17 protein-coding genes are annotated in these 19454 nt (G+C 47.6%); 3 read left to right on the top strand and 14 right to left on the bottom strand.

Annotation, left to right across the window (positions count from 1 at the left end):
- Positions 1-113 precede the first annotated feature (113 nt).
- Together C1N53_RS00950 and C1N53_RS00945 are read right to left on the bottom strand one after the other, a co-directional pair.
- A complete protein-coding gene (locus C1N53_RS00950) occupies positions 114-704 on the bottom strand; it encodes a nitroreductase family protein (RefSeq protein ID WP_137757552.1) in 591 nt (196 codons plus the stop codon).
- Between the two features lie 143 nt (positions 705-847).
- Entirely contained in the window at positions 848-1300 is a 453-nt protein-coding gene (locus C1N53_RS00945) for a MarR family winged helix-turn-helix transcriptional regulator (protein ID WP_168193930.1), read from the bottom strand.
- 220 nt (positions 1301-1520) lie between these two features.
- Between C1N53_RS00945 and hisC the strand changes: the two genes are divergently transcribed.
- Positions 1521-3662, top strand: a complete 2142-nt coding sequence (hisC, locus tag C1N53_RS00940) for a histidinol-phosphate transaminase (protein WP_240773338.1) — start codon at positions 1521-1523, stop codon at positions 3660-3662.
- Between the two features lie 91 nt (positions 3663-3753).
- On the opposite strand, the gene C1N53_RS00935 is transcribed toward hisC, so the two are convergent.
- From C1N53_RS00935 to C1N53_RS00885, 11 genes are all read right to left on the bottom strand, one after another.
- The gene (locus tag C1N53_RS00935) at positions 3754-4305 is read right to left on the bottom strand and encodes an NUDIX hydrolase (protein ID WP_137757551.1); all 552 of its coding nucleotides are present in this window, start codon (positions 4303-4305) and stop codon (positions 3754-3756) included.
- A 57-nt stretch (positions 4306-4362) separates the two neighbouring features.
- The gene (locus C1N53_RS00930; protein ID WP_137757550.1) at positions 4363-5181 is read right to left on the bottom strand and encodes a TIGR04290 family methyltransferase; all 819 of its coding nucleotides are present in this window, start codon (positions 5179-5181) and stop codon (positions 4363-4365) included.
- A 77-nt stretch (positions 5182-5258) separates the two neighbouring features.
- Positions 5259-6329, bottom strand: coding sequence for a glycosyltransferase (locus C1N53_RS00925; RefSeq protein ID WP_137757549.1), 1071 nt, complete (start codon positions 6327-6329; stop codon positions 5259-5261).
- Positions 6326-7432, bottom strand: coding sequence for a glycosyltransferase (locus C1N53_RS00920; protein ID WP_137757548.1), 1107 nt, complete (start codon positions 7430-7432; stop codon positions 6326-6328). Before C1N53_RS00920 ends, C1N53_RS00925 begins: the two co-directional genes overlap by 4 nt.
- Positions 7422-8561 (bottom strand): glycosyltransferase, encoded by a 1140-nt coding sequence (locus C1N53_RS00915; protein WP_137757547.1) that lies wholly within the window; start codon positions 8559-8561, stop codon positions 7422-7424. Before C1N53_RS00915 ends, C1N53_RS00920 begins: the two co-directional genes overlap by 11 nt.
- A gap of 611 nt (positions 8562-9172) precedes the next feature.
- Positions 9173-10258, bottom strand: a complete 1086-nt coding sequence (locus C1N53_RS00910) for a glycosyltransferase family 4 protein (RefSeq protein WP_137757546.1) — start codon at positions 10256-10258, stop codon at positions 9173-9175.
- Between the two features lie 137 nt (positions 10259-10395).
- Positions 10396-11445 (bottom strand): Gfo/Idh/MocA family protein, encoded by a 1050-nt coding sequence (locus C1N53_RS00905; RefSeq protein ID WP_137757545.1) that lies wholly within the window; start codon positions 11443-11445, stop codon positions 10396-10398.
- A gap of 2 nt (positions 11446-11447) precedes the next feature.
- Positions 11448-12461: a zinc-binding dehydrogenase gene (locus tag C1N53_RS00900; RefSeq protein ID WP_206077600.1), complete on the bottom strand. Its 1014-nt coding sequence runs from the start codon at positions 12459-12461 to the stop codon at positions 11448-11450.
- Positions 12461-14515, bottom strand: coding sequence for an SDR family NAD(P)-dependent oxidoreductase (locus C1N53_RS00895; protein ID WP_137757544.1), 2055 nt, complete (start codon positions 14513-14515; stop codon positions 12461-12463). Before C1N53_RS00895 ends, C1N53_RS00900 begins: the two co-directional genes overlap by 1 nt.
- A gap of 43 nt (positions 14516-14558) precedes the next feature.
- The gene (locus C1N53_RS00890) at positions 14559-15677 is read right to left on the bottom strand and encodes an NAD(P)-dependent oxidoreductase (RefSeq protein ID WP_137757543.1); all 1119 of its coding nucleotides are present in this window, start codon (positions 15675-15677) and stop codon (positions 14559-14561) included.
- A gap of 27 nt (positions 15678-15704) precedes the next feature.
- On the bottom strand, positions 15705-16406 hold the full coding sequence (locus tag C1N53_RS00885; RefSeq protein WP_168193929.1) for an SDR family oxidoreductase: 702 nt from the start codon (positions 16404-16406) through the stop codon (positions 15705-15707).
- Between the two features lie 249 nt (positions 16407-16655).
- Between C1N53_RS00885 and C1N53_RS00880 the strand changes: the two genes are divergently transcribed.
- Together C1N53_RS00880 and C1N53_RS00875 are read left to right on the top strand one after the other, a co-directional pair.
- On the top strand, positions 16656-17267 hold the full coding sequence (locus C1N53_RS00880) for a GNAT family N-acetyltransferase (protein ID WP_137757541.1): 612 nt from the start codon (positions 16656-16658) through the stop codon (positions 17265-17267).
- 26 nt (positions 17268-17293) lie between these two features.
- Complete coding sequence (locus tag C1N53_RS00875; protein ID WP_240773337.1) at positions 17294-17896, top strand: histidine phosphatase family protein; 603 nt, start codon at positions 17294-17296, stop codon at positions 17894-17896.
- Positions 17897-17965: 69 nt separating this feature from the next.
- Here the strand turns inward: C1N53_RS00875 and C1N53_RS00870 are convergent, their stop codons facing one another.
- The gene (locus C1N53_RS00870; protein WP_137757540.1) at positions 17966-19450 is read right to left on the bottom strand and encodes a RagB/SusD family nutrient uptake outer membrane protein; all 1485 of its coding nucleotides are present in this window, start codon (positions 19448-19450) and stop codon (positions 17966-17968) included.
- Positions 19451-19454 lie beyond the last annotated feature (4 nt).

Genomic DNA, 19454 nt, shown 5'->3' with positions numbered 1-19454 from the left:
GCAGGTTGATGTTCATTCGGCTTAATATGTACTTCTATGAAGCAAAACGTCCTCTACAGCATAGGCCGAAGAGGACGCAGGAACAATTAATGCGGTTGCAGATTTAGTTCGCCTTAAAGAGAACTCTCACCCCAGTTGCCGGTAAACACCAGCTCACTTAGCGGTTTTCTTGACCTTACAGCTATTTCCCTAGCTTTTAAATGAGGAGGGAGTTGTTCTATATCTCCCAAGTAGCCAACTGCAATCATTGTAACAGGCTCAAAATCATCCGGTATATAAAAAGCCTCTCTTACTTTATCTGCCGAAAAGCCGCCCATCAGGTGCACATAAAGCTCCAGTTCTGTTGCCTGTGCAAGTAAATTCCCGGTTGCCAGCCCTACATCATGCCAGGCATGTGCATTGTCCGATTTATTCAACGCATAGCGTTTACTTGCCACAGTTAGTATTAAAACAGGCGCATCTTTTGCCCATACACTGTTTCCCTCAAACAAGGAGTCGAGCAGTTTGTGGTAGGTTTCCGGGTCTTTGTCTTTGGCTGCATAAATGAATCGCCAGGGCTGCTCATTCATGGCAGATGGAGCCCAGCGTGCTGCCTCAAACAAAGCCGCTATCGCTTCTGCTGGTACTGGCTTATCGCTATAAGCCCTGGTGCTACGTCGGTTCTTTATTAAATGATGTATGGTAGTTTCTACTTCAGATCCCATGTGTTAAACTTAAAAAGTTAAAATTTTCTTGAGCAGGCTTTTCCTGGCTGCCAGCTCCCTTTCCCTTCATCAGCCAAAAAGACACGAACATCAGCAGTAGCTATTAGCACGCATCTGATATTCCTGTATCTTATTATTACCTACTACTCTCTCAGGTTGTCTAGCTGGTTGCTTAGCAGTTCGGCATCGTCTTCAGATAACTTTCCTATGATATCGTGTTCCATTTTCATCATGATAGGGTCTATCTGTTCCAGCAATGCCATCCCCTTATCGGTAATGGCAATGTCTACTTTCCGCCTGTTGTGCTCGCACTGCTCACGCGTTACCAGACCCTTCAGGCGAAGCTTCTCCACCAGTCGGGTAGAGTTCGACATACGGTTCAGCATTCTTTCCTGAATCTCGAACAGGTTGATGGATTTCCCGTGCTGCCCCCTCAGAATACGCAGCACATTGTATTGCTGCGAAGAAATGTCATATGGCTTCAGTAAACTGTCGATTTTTGCCATAAGCCACTCCCCGGTAAACATCAAGTTCAGAATGGCTTTCTGATACGCATTCCGAAACTTGTTCATCTTTATTTCATCCTCTAATCTCATAATTACTACCCTCTCAACTGTTGTATATACAACAAATATAATAAAAAAGTTTCACTCATGTAACACCTGCCGAATTTTAATGCTTTAACATTGAACAAATTATTAAAATAGTAGCAGAAATTATAATTGTTTGAACTTTTATTCTATTAAAATTGAACTATATTGCATTAAAATGTATTACCGCTGAAATATTTCCTGCCATTGTTATGGTACTTCAACAATGATTAACCATCAGACCAGTGCTTATTACGCTGCTTCAAATGAGAATTTGTTCGGTGTCTCTCCTAAAGTAACGGCAGCTTTAGCATCTGCATTCCACAACATTTATAGTTACCCCTGCCCTGATGCGCATCTGCTTCGGGAGGCCATTGCCCAAAAACTAGGAGTGTTACCGCAGGAAATAAGCATTGGAAGCGGTTCTGCTGAACTAATATCGCTGCTGATCAGAACTTTTTGCCGGCCTTACCATACCACAAGTATACTTTCAGTTAATCCGACTTACCCGCTTTATAAAATGGAAGCCGATACGCTGGGAGTTCAATACATAGAAGCGCCGCTTGATTCCTCTTATAATTTTGATGTAGACTGCATTTTAAGAAAAGTTGATGCATCTACCTGTATCTGCTTTATCTCTAACCCGAATAACCCCACAGGCACTTATTTAACCAGACAAGGACTGGAACGGCTGGTTTACGAATTGCCGGAACATGTTTTACTGGTGGTGGATGAAGCTTATATTGAGTATGTGAATGCACCTGACTTTGCCGATGCTTTGAGCTATAGAAATGTGCGCCAGAACCTGATCGTGCTGCGCACTTTTTCAAAAGCCTATGGGCTGGCTTCTCTGCGTGTAGGCTACATGATAGCTGGGGAAAAACTGCAGGCAGCTCTGCATAAAATAAAGCAGCCGTTTAATGTAAACCAAATGGCCCAGGTAGCTGCCCTTGCTGTGCTGGAAGACGAAGATTTTTTAAATCATACCATACAATCAACCGCATTCAGCAAGTTGTACCTGCAGCAACACCTCTCGGAACTAGGTATACAGTACTGGCCGTCGCAGGGTAATTTTCTGATGATAGATGCAGGTATACCCGCCACCGTACTTTATCAGCAATTGCTGCAAAATGGCATACAAGTACGCCAAACCACCGGCCCTTTTACCTTACGCATTACGGTTGGCCAGCAACCTTACCAGGATTATCTTATCTATATACTAAAGAATATACTTAACCCGACATCACTTATGCAGCACCCGTCACTCAGCCAGGTTTTAAAAACCGGCGAGACATTCGCCAATGCTGAGACAACAGATAAGATTGCCGCCAGCCAGGCCTTAACACAAGAAGCTTCTAATATGGGCACAGCCGAAGAAAGAATTGCCTTTGCCTTTGCCCGCGCTTTTGATGCCTGCCTTGCCCATACTTCTAACCATACCGGAAATCTCTACAGCTCCACTTACGGCATGATGGACATGATATCGGCCTTCAATGTGCTGGTAAAGTCTACACCGCTGGTTACATTCGGGCACCTGTTCTCGAGCCTGAGCATCCAGAGAGCGGTTGCAGGTGCATCTGCCATACATATCCTAGATTTAGGTATCGGAGGAGGACTGCAGTGGTTTACTTTATTGGAGTTGCTGGCTTCCCGTCCTGAAGGGGCTCCCCAGGTACGGCTGACAGGCATTGATATACCGGCTTCGGCAGATGATCCGGAACAAAAGCTGCGCGCAACCGGCGAAGCCCTAAAACAGCATGCACAGCAACTGGGCATCGACTTCAGCTATACTGGCATAGCCTCTAAACTCGAAGATATCAATCTAAAAGAATTAATTCTAAATCCTTCTGAAGCACTGGTTATCAACTCTGCCTTTACCTTACACCACATTCCTGACCAGTTAGTAATACAGCCTGACGAACGTGATAAAGTACTACTGCAGATCAAGGCATTAAGCCCTGTAATTTTTACTTTAACCGAGCCCGACTCTGAACACAATAAACTGGATTTCCTGCCACGCCTGCGCGAATCGCTGCGCCACTATTATACTGTGTTCGATGTGCTGGATACACTGCTGCCAAGCGATATGCCGGAGCGACAGGTTATAGAGCAGGAGTTTTTCGCCCGTGAAATCATTAACATTATTTCGTGCGAAGATAGCCAGCGTGTAGAGCGGCACGAGCGCAACGAAGCCTGGCAAAGACGCCTGGTGCGGGTAGGGTTTACTCCGTTTGAGCAGGAGCCACTGGCTGACCAGATTGTTTCTACGCTGCAACTGCACGAGAACTTTGAGCTGCAGGCCAACGGTGCAGGCTATACCTTACTCTGGAAAAATACACCCATTGTAGCTGCTACAGCCTGGCGATAGCAATACAGCATTTTTTCTTCATAAACAGAACAGGCTACCTGGTACCAGGCAGCCTGTTCTGTTTATGAAGTGGTTCAAGTTAAGCAAAACATCAGGCACCTAATTTTTTAAGCGCCAGCATACAAAGCGCAACGGTACCTGACACATGAATTTTACCACTCATGATCATGCCTTCCACTTCTTTCAAAGGCACTTTAAGTACTTCAATATTTTCAGTTTCGTCTAAATCCTGTTCAGCTACCTTGCGCACATTACGCGCTAAGTAGTAATAGATCTTGTTCGTGTCTTTGGTTGGGTTATCTATTACATCCAGCAAAAATTCCACATCGTCGGAAGTATAGCCGGTCTCTTCGAGCATCTCTCTTTTGGCAGCCTCCAGCGGTTCGTCTTCGCCTTCATCTATCACACCGCCTGGCAATTCGATAAAAATATCGCCAGCCGCATGCTTGTACTGCCGCACAAAAATAACCTCATTCTCTTCTGTAACCGGAAAAGTTAAGACCACATTAGGGCGTACACTAACATAATAATCGTCGAGCACCATGCCGTTGGGAAGTTCTACTTCGTCGCGGCGCAGGGTGTACCATTTCTCGTTAAATACCAATTCTGATTTTACTATTTTCCAGGGCTTAATGTCCTTCATGTATCTTATTTTATAATGTATGGTCGCTTGAGCAGGTGAAGATAAGATAAGATTCTGTTACTTCTTCCCGTGGTCTGACACCATATACAAATTCTTTTCGGCTACTTTTTCTTTCACCGCTTCCTGCCAATCCTGCCCTGTAGCAGACAACAGTTCCGACTGGTTCCATTGCTGGTTTTGCCGTTGCGCGGCATCTACTTCTAGCACATACAGTTCATGCCCTGGCCGCTCTTTTACTTTAAAACCACAGGAGCGCAGCATCCCTTCGATGCAGGCCTGGTTGGGAGCCCACCAGTTTGTAATGTCTCCCGCCATTTTCTTCTCTATAAATGCCATTTTCGGCCAACTGTCCTCTTTCATCCGCTCCCGGTCGTTTATACCAAAATCTTCAGGCACCTCTTGGGGAGCATCACCTGGCATCGACAAAGTCTGGAATACCATCAGGTTTCGTGCTTTTTGAGAAAGGATATCCAGCGATAGCAAGGGGTAGCGCAGGTGATACAGCACTCCCATGTACCAGATCAGGTCGAACTGGCGGTCGAGCCTAGCCACATCATATACCTGCATCTGCTTCAGTTCAATTTTATCTTCCAGACCGAATTGCTTTGCCACCCATTCCGCTTGCCGCAGGTAGTGCGGGTCTACATCAATGCCCAGCACGTTTGCTCCGCGTTTAGCCAGTTCTATGGAATAGAAACCTGCGTTGCAGCCAATGTCCAGCACCTCCCAACCCGTTAAATCTGCAGGAATAAAGTTTTCCAGTTCCTTCCATTTAAAGGATGGGAAATCTCCCAGAAAATGATTCGGGGCGGTTTGTTCTCCGTTTGGCAGGTGTATGTTGTGGAACCAGGGCCCCAGTTGTTCTATTTCTTTCATAGTTTAATTTGGTTTGAATGGTTAGCCACAAATACCTGTTGTAACCATGAATAAGGCTTTCTATTTAAAACTCCCTTCTAACTCGTCAGCGTCATCAACTGCCTTGCATACAGCTCCACTTCCTCTGCCCGATGTGCAGCGGTGTGCTTGTTCAGGACTTTCTGCCTGGCTCTTTCCCCTATCGCTTTACGCTCTGCTTCGCTCATATCTCTTAAATATCTTAGCGTGTCTTCTGCTGAATAGGAAACCAGAATCTCAGAATCAAACTCAAAGAAGCTGTCTAAGCCATCCCAATAATCAGAGATGATAGGCACTCCACAGGCAGCTGCTTCGAACAGGCGCACACTTGGTGAATAGCCTGCTTTAATCATATCGGCCCGGGTGATATTCTGTGTAAAGCGCTGGCTGTTGTAGAAAGCGCGGTGCTCGGCTGGTGGCAGGTGATGGATGTGTTGCGTGTTGGCAGGCCATTGCACGGTGGCAGGGTACTGCGGACCCGCTACGACAAATTTACCCTCCGGCCATTGGCGCGCGGCATCCAGCATCAGCTTTTCCAGCGGTGGCTGGCGATCATCGGAATAAGTACCTAAATAACCCAAATCCCACTTCAGTTCCTGTACTTCGGGGTAGTACAGCGTCGGATCGAAAGAACAGTAAAGCGGACGAGCCATCATATTACCGTATTTCTGCTCCAGTAAATCCAGTGTTAATCCACCTGTAAACGATAGGTACATATCGTATTGCGGAATGAGGCTGGGGTGCAGGTATTCGTAATCTTCACGCTCAAGCTTTGCCAGCGTAACTGGTGTATCGATATCGTAAAATGCTTTAATGCCTTCGGCTGTTTTCATCACCCACTCCCCTACCTGCACACCCTGTGGCACATAGGAACCCACGATTACCAGATCGGCTTCGCGCACCTGCTCGGCAAAGCGTTGCTGCAGGTCGTCCAGAGAAGCATAAAGTTCTGTCTGGCAGTATTCAGGATTAGGTAAGTCACGGCTGTTGGCGTACCAGGGCACATCGCGCTCCAGAAAAAGTACATGATGCCCTCTGTTGTGTAATTCTCGCACCAAACCACGAAAAGTAGTGGCGTGGCCGTTGCCCCAGGAAGATGTAATGGATAAGCCAAGTATAACTATGTTCATGCCAGTGCGACGTCTTGTTGTTTTACTTTTGCATACAGCAGTTGCTCTAACTGCTCTGCTCTGTGGTTATAGGTATGGGCGGCAAGCACTTTCCGATAAGCTGCCTCACCAATGGCTTTTGCCTGCCTGGCCGTAAGATCGGAAAGTATAGAGGCGACATCATTGCCATCCTGTGCGACCAGTATCTCTTCGCCAGGCGTAAAAAAGAAATCAATGCCCTCCCAGTAATCTGTAATAATGCAGGCTCCTGCCCCTGCTGCTTCGAATACACGTGTGGCAGGCGAAAACCCATAGCGCGCCATACTTTCACGGCTGATGTTCAATACAGCTTTCGGAGTACAGTTAAAGGCATTGTGGTCGTTGGTATACACATGGCCGATGTATGTTACGTTCTCACTCATCGGCTTATCGCCCCAGCCACTACCCCCGATAATGTACTTCTTGTCTGGGGTTGCAGCGGCAGGCTTTAAAAAGAATTCTTCTACGCGTGCCTCTCTGTCTGGCAAGCGGTTCCCCAGAAAAGCCAGATCACAGGTAAAGCGAGCCTCAGGCGCTACAGGAAAATGAGTAGCCGTATCTAAGGCATTATAAATCGGAACACACTTTTGGGCTCCCAGTGCCTCATATGCTTTTACCACAGGATCTCCGCCACCATAGGTTAAGATCATGTCGTACTGACTGATCAGCGTCAGGAACGGGTCTGTGAGGTTATTGTGTACCCGATCCAGGGTAGCAGGTGCGTCTACGTCCCAGAAAACCACCAGGCGATCATCTGTTTTTAAGTTCAGCACTTCGCGTTCCAGCAGCTCATCAAACACCCCTACGCCACTGGCTTTTACCACCATGTCGGCTTCGGCAGCTTGTTGCAGGCATTTATACACAGCTTCTTCGGTTGCATCGTATACCACAACTTTTGCCCAGTCGGGATCAGGTATATCGCGGTTCTGCTGGCGTTCGTAGGCATCGGGCTCGTAAAAGGTAACCTGATGGCCTCTTTCATGTAAGGCACGAATAATACCTCTATAGTAGGTAGCGGCTCCGTTCCAATAGGCCGAAACCAGGCTGGAGCCAAAGAATGCGATGTTTAGTTTTCTATTCTTCATGCAGCAGTTGCTCTTTAGGAGTAGTATGAGTTTGGGTGGATTCTACTAATTCTTTATAAATACTTTCGAGTTCATTTACCCTATGAAAGCAGGTATGTCGGCTCAGGATTGTCATTAGTCCATGCTTTGCCACTTCGCTGGCTTTCGTTTCGTTAGAGATAACCATCTGCAGGTGCTGCTTCATTTCTTCACCTGTTCGGGCTACCAGGAAGTCCTGGCCTGGTGTGAAAAGATTTTCGGCATCATCCCAGGGAGAAGAAATAAGCGGAATGCCACAAGCCATCGCTTCGAATGGACGGATAGTTGGGATACCCGGTAGCGCTTCTACGTATGGTCTGCGCGGCACATGCACTGTTACTTTATATTTGGCAAACTCTTCAGCCGCTTTATAGTTGGGTAACCAGCCGCCATACTCAATACCAGCCTCTGCCAATGCTTTGAGGGCATGCTCCGGGTAACGCACACCATAAATTTTCGCCTTCAACCCCAGATCTTTTACAGGATTAATCAGAAACTCGTGTAGTTCAGCAGTTCGCTCTTCGTCGCCCCAGTTGCCGATCCAGATCAAATCTCCTTCGTACTGTGCTGGCTTTTTATGCGGATAAAAAACAGTTGTATCTGCTGCTTCGTGCCAGGTCCAGGCCCGGGTAGTCCAGCCTTCTTTCAGGTACAGATCGCGGATAATATTGCCAAAGGCCAGTACGCCATCGTAGTAGGTCAGGTCGTAGTTAGCCATACTCTCCCGCTCTGTTACCGCGCGGTGGTGGGTATCGTGGAAGAGAAGCTTGTAGTGATGCTTTGCCCGATGTTCTCCGATGCGTTTCACTAATGCATGTTCATTCCACTCATGCACCAGTACCAGGTCAGCATCCTGTAGCACCTCATCCAGATCCAGGGTTTCTAACGCATAGAAGTTTGTGCTGATACCAGGATAATAGAGTTGCAGTTCCTCCAGTTTCTCTTCGCCATAGCCCTCGATCAGGTTTTGTAGGCTCCAGCTGTTTTTCGGTTCGTATACTTTTACCTGGTGCCCCCGCACTTTTAGTTCGTGCACTACACCACGTAGAAAGTGGGCGTTTCCGTGGTTCCAGTCAGATAAGATAGAGTGGTAGAAAAGGATGATGTTCATATTTTTGATTTGAGTGAGCGTAAGTTTGTTGATCAAATGTCCTCACAGTGTCTTCATGACCTGTGAGTGTCTGTGTTGATGGCTTTTATTTCAGAGACCTCGCAGCGTGCGCAGCTCCTTCGAGTGTCTGGGGCATCAGGTTCTAATTTTTATAAAGCTTTTTGTTCTTTGCCACTATTATTCCTCAGTCTTAAGCACCCTTTGTTTTATAGCTACTCTCCGAGCGCTCAAGGCCGCGAGGCCTCGTCCTTGGGCATCGCGCGGCAGAATTGAAAGCTGCCCTTCGGGCTGCCACTACCGTGGCACCGCTACAATTCTTTATCGAGGGCCCCTACCCCCAGGCGCTCAACCCAAGGACTGGGATCAGTTCGATAGCTAGGGCTAAGACTTAACTTCCACTGCTGGTGTGAGCTTGTAGCTTGAATCTTATTCTCTGCAGGAAGAAGCTCCTATAATTATCTGTGGTACGAGCTACAAGCTCGCACCAGCACACTGTACTACAATAATTAGCTGCCTTTATACTTGCTACTTGTGCAAATGAGGTTTACTAAAATTGTTGTAGTTAAATTAGATCAGAGCAACCTTTACACATTTATTCTAATTCTTAATTCTTAATTCACCGAAGCCTTCGCTGTCTCTGTTGCTTTTAACTGTTGGGCGTAGAGTTGCAGGTAGTCTTCGGCCATGGTGTCGGAAGTATAGTTATGAGAACGTTTCACCGAGCGGCAAGCCATGATGTTACGTCCGAACTCATCTTCGATCAGGTTGTTGATTGTGTCGCGCAGTTCGTCGGCATTGTTCGGATTTACAAACCTGGCGGCATTCCCCCATATCTCTACCAGGCTGTCTGTTTTACCTACTACCAGTGCACAACCCGACATAGCTGCCTCCAGAATAGTTAAGCCGAAAGGCTCATATTTTGCAGGTAGCACATAAACAGAGGCTCGGGCTAACCAATCAGACACTTCTGCAGAAGAGAGCTGCCCCAGGAAATGTACATTCTCCAGATCAACCGCTTTACCAGTAGCCGGATGCCTGTCTTCGCCGGCAATGTATACTGGCCACTGCAGATCAGAGGCGATGTGTGCCAGCAGGGAAATGTTTTTTGCTTCGTCCCACACCCGGCCCATGCTGAAAATAAACGGTTCTTTTTTACCGAACTGGAACAGGTGCTGCCCGCGGCCGTTATATACCACAGCGCTTTGCTTAAACGGACCATACAGTTCTTCAGCCTGGTGCAGCATAGCTTGTGTAGGGGCTACCACTACATCAGCTGCCTGCAATCCTTTGGTTACCATTTCTCTATAAGTATTCCATTCTTTTGGGGCTTCTTCGTCTTTTACGGCGCGCCACCACGACATGACACAAGAGTGCACCACCACCAGCACCGGTTTTCCCCAATCCAGGTTTCCATGGGCCATCCCGTTCAGGTGAACCAGGTCGGGCTGCACCTCGTCGCTCAGTTGCAGCAACCATTCGCCTGCTTTGTCTACGTCTTCCCAAGGAGTATCCATCCACTCCAGTTTATAGTCGCTTTCGTATACTTTCAGGTTTGGTAAGCTTTCCGCCTCCTTACGCTGCGATACACTCATACGCCCACCCATTGTTGCCAAAGCAACCTGAGTACCATAAGGTGCCAGGGCTCTTATCAGTTCTATCGCGTATGTCCAGACACCACCTACGGTATCTGCTGTCATTAAAATTTTAGTTGGATGATGTGCTTCCATTTTTCTTTCCTATTAAGGTACATTCGATCCAATTTTCAGATTCGGGAAGTATCAGATGTTGTACATTCCATCTGCTCATCTCTACATCCTCAAATTCTCAAATCGAACTACCTCCCGTAAATTTTATCCAGAACTTCTGCTACTTTCACAAATTCTTCTGCCTCCTCGCTGAATCCTTCGCCGCTGACAAGTCGCTCGGCCCAAACCACACCTGCTCTGCCCGACCAGTCGTCTGGCGGTGAGCTAAGGCGTTCGGTTTTAGTGCCATAATAGCGCTCAGCTACAAAATCGTAAAATGAACCGTTTATATTTTTCAGAGCGACACCGCCCTCTGTTCCATAAAATGTGGCACTGATAATGGCTTCCTGACCGGCAGGCAGATTCCAGGAGCAACTTAACTGCATGTGAGTACCTGTTTCGAGTGCAATACTGGCCGTAGCATAATCTTCTACCTTGCCTTCTGCCATAGAAATTGGTTTTCCTTTGGCAAACAAAAAGCTTTTCACATCTTTCACACCCGGAAAATTCAGGCTCCACAGCGCCAGGTCTACCAGGTGCACGCCCAGGTCTATTACACAGCCCCCGCCCGAAAGCTTTGGCTCGTAAAACCAGGCTTTATCAGGCCCATAAGCATTATGGAATACCAGTTCTACAGCGTAAATATGGCCCAGCTCACCGCTCTGCACCACTTTATATACCTCCTGCATCGCATTGGTATGGCGGTACGACAAATCCACATACAGTAGTTTGTTTTGCTGACGCGCCGTCTCCACCACACGCCTTGTTTCTTCTACGTTCCGGCCAAGCGGCTTTTGGCAGAAAACAGATTTTCCTGCTTCCAGCGAAAGCCTTGTTTGTTCGGCATGGAAAGCACTTGGTGTCGCAATAACTACTCCCTCGATCTCATCCTGCTCCAGTATACTCTCTAAAGAGCCAGCTGTTTTAGCGGTTGGCACCGATTTAATGGCTTCTTCCAGATTGTGTGAAGTAACATCAGAAATACACACCACTTCTCCTGCTCCACTGTTAGAAATAACTTCCATGCGGTTGCGGCCAATCCAGCCAACACCCAAGAAGCCTAACTTAGGCTTTCTGCCTGCTGGTTTCAGAGTGATTTCTTCGGCTATGTTTTGTTTGTCGAGTACTGTTTCTTCCATGGCTAAAAGGTGATAAGGGCTTTTACAAAACCGTCGGTTCGGCTTGTTAAGCTGTTAAAAGCTTCGTTGATTTCTTCTAAAGTAAAGCTGTGTGTATAGAGTGGTTCTGGCTTCAGTACACCATTTTCTACCGCCTCTACGGCTGCTTGTATACCTTTGATATACTCCTGCGGGTCACGCTCGTGTGCGTTGATTACATCTAATCCGCGCCAGTTCCAGAGCTGGATATTTACCTGCCGCATGCCGTCCTGGTGGAAACCTGCAATAATTAACTTACCACGCTCTCTGGTTAGCTCACCAGACAGGTTCAGCGGCCATTCTTTACCAGTGCACTCTACTACGCGATCGCAGAATGTTCCGTTGGTAAGCTCACTCACTTTCTGAATTATTTTATAGTGATCATCCATCAGGATAAGCTCATCAGCACCGCACTCCTTTGCCATCTCTAAAGAGAATTCGCGCTTCGAAATAGCAATTACCCTGGCTCCTGCGTGCTTGGCTAGTTGTACCAGCAAAGCTCCCAGAAAACCGATGCCTAAAATGGCTACTGTTTGTCCTGCTGCAATATCGCTACGCTTAAAGATGTTCATGGCGCAGCCCAGAGGCTCGCCCGGAAAAGGTTTGCCAGCCAGGGCAGCAGGCAGCTTTACCACTTTATCGGCATCTGCCAGATCGTACGCCGCATAAGATTTGTACGACAGGGCAGCCACACGGTCGCCTACCGCTACATTGTCTACTCCCTCGCCCACGGCATCTACTATACCCCAGCCTTCGTGGCCGGGATTACCTGCTTCTACAGGATAAGAAAACCACTCACGGCCTTCCCACACCGGAATGCTGGAGGCGCAAAGGCCGCAGCCTTCCAGTTTCAGGCGCACCTGCCCCGCCTGAGGCTCAGGCAGCTTTACTTCTTGTACTTCAATTGTTTTGGGTGCTGTAATAACAGCTGCTTGCATGATATCAACAGCCAGGGTGTTAGCTGCTGATTTTTTTTGAGATAGAAGCGTTTCTTGCATTAGGCTACTGCTACTTTTTTAACAGGTTCTTCGAATTCAATTTCAGAATGGAGTGTAAACGGAACTTCCAGCCCGCGGTTCTCGCACAGCCACTGGTATAGCTTGGCTACGCCCTGCTGCACATTATGCTTCGGATACCAGCCTGTGGCCTGCTGGAACTTACGGATATCAGACACATAGTAATGCTGATCGCCTGGTCGCCAGTCGCCGAACGACAAGGGAATTTCCTTACCTCTGTACTTGCCAATGGTTTTCAGGAGTTCCAGCAGACTTACCGTGTTTGTCGGTCCGCCGCCAATGTTAAAGGCCTGCCCTGAGATGTGTGGCATGTGCTCCTGGGCCAGCAGAAAAGCGTCTACCAGGTCCTCCACAAACAGGATATCACGTACCTGCTTGCCATCGCCGTAAATATTTACCGGCTGGTTCTCGATAGCTCTGATAGCAAAATGCGCCACCCATCCCTGGTCTTCGTTGCCGTACTGGTGCGGGCCATAGATGCAGCTCATGCGGAACACAACAGCCGGCAAGTTATAGGTACGGGCATAGTCTACCACATACTGATCAGCTGCACCTTTTGAGCAGCCATACGGACTGTGAAAGTCGAGCGGACGGGCCTCGCTTATGCCATTTTCTTTGATGGTATTATCAGCAGGATAATAGCGGGAACCGTTGGAAATAAAGGTAAGGTCTTCTAATCCACCGTATACTTTGTTGGTTGAGGTAAATACCAGCGGTGGCGGATTATCGCGTTCGCGTATGGCTTCCAGCACGTTGATAATGCCTCTCGCATTAATTTCGAAGTCGGGAATTGGCAGATCCAAAGAAGTGGTGACAGCAACCTGCGCCGCGAAATGGAAAACAGCTTCTGCGTGTTTCATCACTTTTCGTACCGTATGGATGTCGCGGATATCGCCCACGTACACCTCCAGCTTGTCGCCATAGGTTTCCTGCAACCATTGCAGGTTTCGCTCCACACCGTCACGGGAAAGGTTATCGAACACCAGCACCCGCTTGCCCTCTTCGAGCAGGCGTTTGGCCAGGTTAGTACCCACAAAGCCGGATCCGCCTGTAATTAATGTATAAGGCTCTACCGCATCAGCACCTAAAGTGCGTTCAATGTGGTTTAAATCATGTAGCCCTTCCACGCCATACTTGGCTATCAGCCTGTACAGCAGCTTTGGTGTACCGTCAAAATGTTTTAATCCGAAATGATATTCCCGTTCATCCAGGTGAAAGCCTGATACCGTAGGTTCTTTCTCATCCAGGTTACGCACGGCATACCAGTATACACGATCTACATCGGCCTGTAAAGCCAGCTGAAACTCCTGCAACTGCTTGTACTCATCATATTGCCAGGTAGAAAAACCAGCCTCGGTTATCCAAAGCTCTGCCTTAGAGCCGAAGGTATTCAGCACCTCACGTACCGCCTGCACATTGGCTTCCCATCCGTCCCATTGCTGGTCGAACACTTCCGGGAAACCGTGTATACCTACGGCATCGATATACTGCATAACGCCACGCTCAAACATCATGTGCAGCCAGTTCGGGTCGATTGGGCTCATGCCACCCAACAATGTTTTCTTGCCACGTTGCTTACACCAGTATGCTGCTCCGCCTACCATTTCGGCAAACTTGTTCCAACCATAGTCCATGGTAAAGTCGTACTCTACCTTGTTGTTTGGCTCGTTCCACAGCTCTACCCACTCAAAGTGCTGCCCATGGTCTGTTATAAACACATCCAGGAAATCAGCATAAGCCTTTTTATTTTTGGGCGGGGAAGATGTTCTGGGCTTTTCACCTATCGAAGGCGGTGTGTACAGGAAGCAAGGCAACAGTGTAACTTCTTTGGCAATAGTAGGCACAAGCCAGTTGTACCAGTCCTTGCCGTTTTCAGTGTAATAGTCGGCCCAGGAGACACCTGTGCGCAGATGTGTTACGCCCAGCTCTTTCAGGTCGTTGAGCACCTGCAATACGCGCTCATGCTCACCTGGCCGAAACCATTCTACAACGCCTAGTGTGGGAACTACTCTTTTATTTTCAATTATATTATCCATTCTCTTTGAAGTGCTAATTTGGTTGTTGGAGAAAATTAAACGCTTATACCGTCAGGCCTCGTGCAGCTAATTCTGCGCTTGCCTCGTTCACACGGTCGTATGCAATCTGCCCCTCCAGCCACGCAGCCAGTTCTTCGAGTCCGCTGTTAAATTCTACCTGCGGGTAAAATCCGAGCACCTCTTTGGCAAGAGAGACATCGGCATAGCAATGGCGGATATCACCTACTCTGTATTTACCTGTTACTTCCGGTGCCAGATGCTGTTTGTCCATCACGTTTGCCAATCGTTCGGCAATCTCACGGATAGTATAGTTGTTGCCGCTGCCTACGTTAAAAACGTTGCCGTTGGCTTCGTCTTTCTCCATCGCTAACCGGCAGGCTAAAGCCACATCGCGCACATGCACAAAGTCACGCTGCTGGTAACCGTCTTCAAAAATCATAGGCGAGTTATTGTTGAGCAGGCGCGATGCAAAAATAGCCAGCACCCCTGTATAAGGGTTAGACAGTGCCTGGCGTGTGCCATACACATTAAAGAAGCGCATGGCTACGGTCGGAATATTATAGGCACGGCCCACCATCAGGCAAAGGCGCTCCTGGTCGTATTTAGAAAGCGCATACACCGACGACAGACAAGGTGCTTTTGATTCTGATGTGGCGACAGGCTGTAGCTTGCCTCCCTGTGCATCGTATAGTTCCCAGTCGGCTGCTTTGAGTTGCTCCAGGCCACGCTCGCTGGCTGTTACCAGTTCGCCGGCTTCGTTCTTATACAGGCCTTCGCCGTAGATGCTCATGCTGCTGGCTACAACCAGCTTTTTCACCGGATGCTTGATGAGTGCCTCCAGCAGTACCGCTGTACCCATGTTATTTACATCGGTATACTCTTTAATCTCATACATACTCTGGCCTACTCCCACCATGGCTGCAAAATGGAATACAGCATCAACGCCCTCCAGTGCCTTTGCCACATCATCCGGGTTTCGTACGTCCCCCACCATCAGCTCTACCTCATCGTGCAGGTACTCCGGCCTCGTGCAGTCTTTCCCATGCACCTGTTCCGAAAGATTGTCTAAAGCTCTTACTTCATAACCCTGGCTTAAAAGCTCGTCGGCTAAGTGAGAACCAATAAAACCTGCACCACCTGTTATCAGAATCTTCTTTATCATAGTTTGTCTACGTGTGTGAATTACAATTTAAAATGGCTGACCTGTAGGTCTGATCGTTATATGATTAAGCGAAACTCCCTGCGGCTGGCTCAGGGCAAAAAGTACAGCATCTGCCACCTCATCGGGTGAAACAGCACCATAACCAATCGACTCAGCCGTCTGGAATCCTGAAATTGTATTCTTAAAGAAATTAGTATCGGTTACTCCCGGTGCCACCACGGTTACACGAACGGAGGGCAATACCTCCAGCCGGAGTGTTTCGGCTACAACTTCCAGCGCAGCTTTGGTGGCCGCATAAACGCCGCCGTAGGTATGGGGCTTGTGAGCAGCCACCGACGAAACAAATACCACATCTCCCTTTCCTGCCTCCAGCATAGCCGGCACAAAGGCCCGAACCATTCGAAGTGCACCCAAAAGATTAGTATCAATAACGTCACTCCACTTTTGCGGGTCGCCCTCTGTTAGCTTTTCCTGTATACCCCGGCCTGCGCAACACACCAATAAATCGGGAGCACCTATACTTTGCCGAACTTCTGCAAAAAGGGTGTCTACAGCTGGTCCGGAAGAGACATCACAGATATGTTTATCAAAAATGTGCTCCTCTTCTCCGGTGAAGGAAATATCGGCGACGGCTGCCCGTGCACCTGCCGCTGTCAGTTTTTTTGCAATAGCGTATCCTATACCTGATCCTCCTCCCGAAATAAGAGCTCTTCTACCGTCTATCTTCAAATTATTATCTGATAAAAATTTAATTCTATATATTAGAATTTAAATTACATAATTTGATAGCTAGAACGTAGGACAGGCAAATAGGGTTGTAGATGCTGCTGATTCTCTATATATAAAAGCGCCTAATTTTGCTATTTTGGCTATTTAAGAACCTCCGGATTAAAAAATAATTAAAATTGATGGCTAACGGGCTGTACCGTTTTAACCAGGCCACCTGATAAGCCCATCATCACACCTGATGTTTAGGACATGTACTTTACAGAAACAATCCAATTAGAAGACCAGCGGGTATTACTTCGCCCCTTTCAGTTAAATGACCTGGAGCAGCTAAAAGCTATGGCACTGGACGAGGAGATCTGGCGCTATATGCCCGGCAAAATTTCTTCGGAAGCAGAACTCCAGAAGTGGGGTGAGCAGAACGTCAGCGACAGAGTGGAATGCCGCCGATACGCTTTTGTAATTATTGATAAGGCAACAGGTGCATTGGCAGGCAGCACCAGCTATGGCAACATCTCTCCGGCTGATAAGCGACTGGAGATCGGCTGGACCTGGCTGGGAAAAGACTACAGAGGCAGTGGCTTAAACAAGCATTGTAAATTCTTGCTGCTGCACTATGCTTTTGAGGTGCTGGAGTACGAGCGGGTAGAGCTAAAAACGGATGTACTGAACATGCGGTCCCGGAAAGCCATGCTGAAACTTGGTGCAACAGAAGAAGGCACTCTCCGCAGCCACACCCAGATGCACGATGGCCGCCGCCGGGATACCATTTATTATAGTATACTGCGGCCGGAGTGGGAAGAGATTAAAGGCAGAGTTTTTACAGGATTTACTGTATCCTCCTTCAGTCAAGATGTCGTATAGCTTTTACCATCAAATAAAGCATTATATTGACAAGCATTTATTCACATTCTTCCTCAAACATTCCTGATAGCATCTACCTCATTCGCCATGCACGCCCTGCCGTTTCTAAAAACGGTTGGTTTAATGCCGCTGCCGCAAAGCAATTTCTCTCTGATTATGACACAGCAGCAATAGAAGATTTTATACTACAACAACAGGTCTTACCGCTTACGAGAGTAAAGAAAGTATATTGCAGCACCTTAGTCCGCTCACAACTCACAGCAAAAGCTATTTTCGGAAGCGGGGTGCCGCTGATAATTGATCATAACTTCCGTGAATTCGAACGCAAAATTTTTTCTCTGCCTCTCCTCCGTTTGCCCCTTCACCTCTGGACCCTCAGTGCGCGCATGCTTTGGTTTATGGGACTGAACAGTACGGGCATCGAAAACTTTAAACAAGCCAGACAACGTGCTAAAAGTGCTGCTGCAGTACTGGCGCAGGAGGCCAAACAGGAAGGAATTGCCGTACTGGTGGCACATGGCCTGTTAAACAACTTTATCAGGAGGGAGCTCTTGCGCAAAGGCTGGAAGCTAACCAGGCGGGGTGGCAGCAGCTTTCTGGCAGTAAGTGTGCTTGAGCGGGTAATGTGAGTAACCGAAAGAAAAAAGAGTCCCTGGCCGCTTACTGACCAGGGACTCTTTTTAAAAGAAAAGCTATTATTAATTATAACCTGTTGTCTGCTCTAAATTTGCATTGGCATCTACTTCACCCTGCGGAACAGGCCAGGCCCACTCACGCGCACCTGGAGCTAACGACATAGTTGTAGTGGCATCAGACTCTGTTCTGGTTACTGAACGTGTTGTTCTTTTGATATCAAACCATCTGTGTCCCTCTGCAAACAACTCCTTACGGCGCTCAGTGGCAATGGCATCAAGTAAGCCCTGTTGAGTCAGGTTAAGAGCAGGAACGTAGTTAGCAATTCTGGCAGCCCTTAACTCATTCAGATCAGACAGCCCGGCTAATAATTTTGCACCGCCCTGCATGGCTCTCGCCTCTGCCCGGATCAGGTACATTTCGCCGGTTCTAAAAATTTTCCAATCTACCAGGTTATCCATATTTCTACCCGCTGCCTGCGACAAGGCTGTAATAGATGTACCACGGCCCACAAATTTATTCACAATTCTTCTGGTGTTATCTCCCAAAGATCTTGTATTGAAATAAGACGTGTATCTTACATCATTTGCTTGGTCATAGAGTCCCATAACAGCTACTGACGGCCTGAACCTGTTCCTGTTTGTACTGCTGATATGTACGCCTGTAGCCGGGCTGCCCTCACCTGCACTGTATGTAACTTTCCAGATCACTTCTCTATTAGCAGGGTAATTATCCAGCCACACACTGGAGAAATTATCTCTTGTAGCAAGTGGTATTGCCTCTATTACCTGCGTTGCGTAAGTCTCAGCCGCTTCATATTGCTTTGCATACAGATTTACTCTTGCTAATAAAGCTTTTACCGCAGTCTGATCTAAATATGCTCTGTTAGTGCTGCTATTAAGAGCTCTGTCAACATTGCCTAAAAGTTCTTCAGCGTCTTCCAGGTCTGCAAAAATATTATCATATGTCTGCCTAACCGTTAAACGGGCGGGCAGGTCAAACTTATCGACAGATGTTTTATAAGGCACGCCTTTTGCTTCTGAATTACGGTCGTAGCTTTCGCCCCAGAAACGCAGCAAATCAAAATGAGCCATGGCTCTTAAAGCCAGTGCCTGTCCTTTAATTCGATTCACACGTCCTGGTTCAGCTGCCTCAAAGCGATCTATGTTCTGCAAAGTCAGGTTGGCTTGAAGTACAACAGCATAGGCTGCCAGCCAGGCTTCTTCAAGGTCGTTTTCATCTGTTGTATAATTCCAGTTTACCTGTGTAGCCCAGTTCGATAAATCTTCTGATGTACGTACCAGGTCCTCTCCCATCATATCAGGCAAAGAGGCCCAGGTGCCCGTTGTCTGAGCGCCAGTGCCAAAGTAAGCTGTAGCACGCAGACGAGCATAAGTTCCGGTAAGAGAGTATTCATGCTCATCTAAAGTAGTAAACGAATCCGTTATTTCTAACTGGAATTCAGGCTCCAGATCAATTACATCCTCACATGCCGTAAGCACCAGAGAACAGCTTAAACCTAATCCTAATAAATATTTATTAAACTTCATTTTT

The sequence above is a fragment of the Pontibacter sp. SGAir0037 genome, from assembly GCF_005491705.1.
Lineage (GTDB): Bacteria > Bacteroidota > Bacteroidia > Cytophagales > Hymenobacteraceae > Pontibacter.
This window is presented reverse-complemented; position numbering and strand designations above follow the sequence as displayed.

Excerpts from the sequence above, each read along its gene's own strand:
- C1N53_RS00880 (WP_137757541.1), top strand. The coding sequence starts at position 16,656 with ATGTACTTTACAGAAACAATCCAATTAGAAGACCAGCGGGTATTACTT.
- C1N53_RS00900 (WP_206077600.1), bottom strand. The coding sequence starts at position 12,461 with ATGCAAGAAACGCTTCTATCTCAAAAAAAATCAGCAGCTAACACCCTG.
- C1N53_RS00870 (WP_137757540.1), bottom strand. The coding sequence starts at position 19,450 with ATGAAGTTTAATAAATATTTATTAGGATTAGGTTTAAGCTGTTCTCTG.
- C1N53_RS00915 (WP_137757547.1), bottom strand. The coding sequence starts at position 8,561 with ATGAACATCATCCTTTTCTACCACTCTATCTTATCTGACTGGAACCAC.
- C1N53_RS00895 (WP_137757544.1), bottom strand. The coding sequence starts at position 14,515 with ATGGATAATATAATTGAAAATAAAAGAGTAGTTCCCACACTAGGCGTT.
- C1N53_RS00925 (WP_137757549.1), bottom strand. The coding sequence starts at position 6,329 with ATGAACATAGTTATACTTGGCTTATCCATTACATCTTCCTGGGGCAAC.
- C1N53_RS00930 (WP_137757550.1), bottom strand. The coding sequence starts at position 5,181 with ATGAAAGAAATAGAACAACTGGGGCCCTGGTTCCACAACATACACCTG.
- C1N53_RS00890 (WP_137757543.1), bottom strand. The coding sequence starts at position 15,677 with ATGATAAAGAAGATTCTGATAACAGGTGGTGCAGGTTTTATTGGTTCT.
- C1N53_RS00910 (WP_137757546.1), bottom strand. The coding sequence starts at position 10,258 with ATGACAGCAGATACCGTAGGTGGTGTCTGGACATACGCGATAGAACTG.
- C1N53_RS00920 (WP_137757548.1), bottom strand. The coding sequence starts at position 7,432 with ATGAAGAATAGAAAACTAAACATCGCATTCTTTGGCTCCAGCCTGGTT.
- C1N53_RS00905 (WP_137757545.1), bottom strand. The coding sequence starts at position 11,445 with ATGGAAGAAACAGTACTCGACAAACAAAACATAGCCGAAGAAATCACT.
- C1N53_RS00935 (WP_137757551.1), bottom strand. The coding sequence starts at position 4,305 with ATGAAGGACATTAAGCCCTGGAAAATAGTAAAATCAGAATTGGTATTT.
- C1N53_RS00945 (WP_168193930.1), bottom strand. The coding sequence starts at position 1,300 with ATGAGATTAGAGGATGAAATAAAGATGAACAAGTTTCGGAATGCGTAT.
- C1N53_RS00950 (WP_137757552.1), bottom strand. The coding sequence starts at position 704 with ATGGGATCTGAAGTAGAAACTACCATACATCATTTAATAAAGAACCGA.
- hisC (WP_240773338.1), top strand. The coding sequence starts at position 1,521 with ATGATTAACCATCAGACCAGTGCTTATTACGCTGCTTCAAATGAGAAT.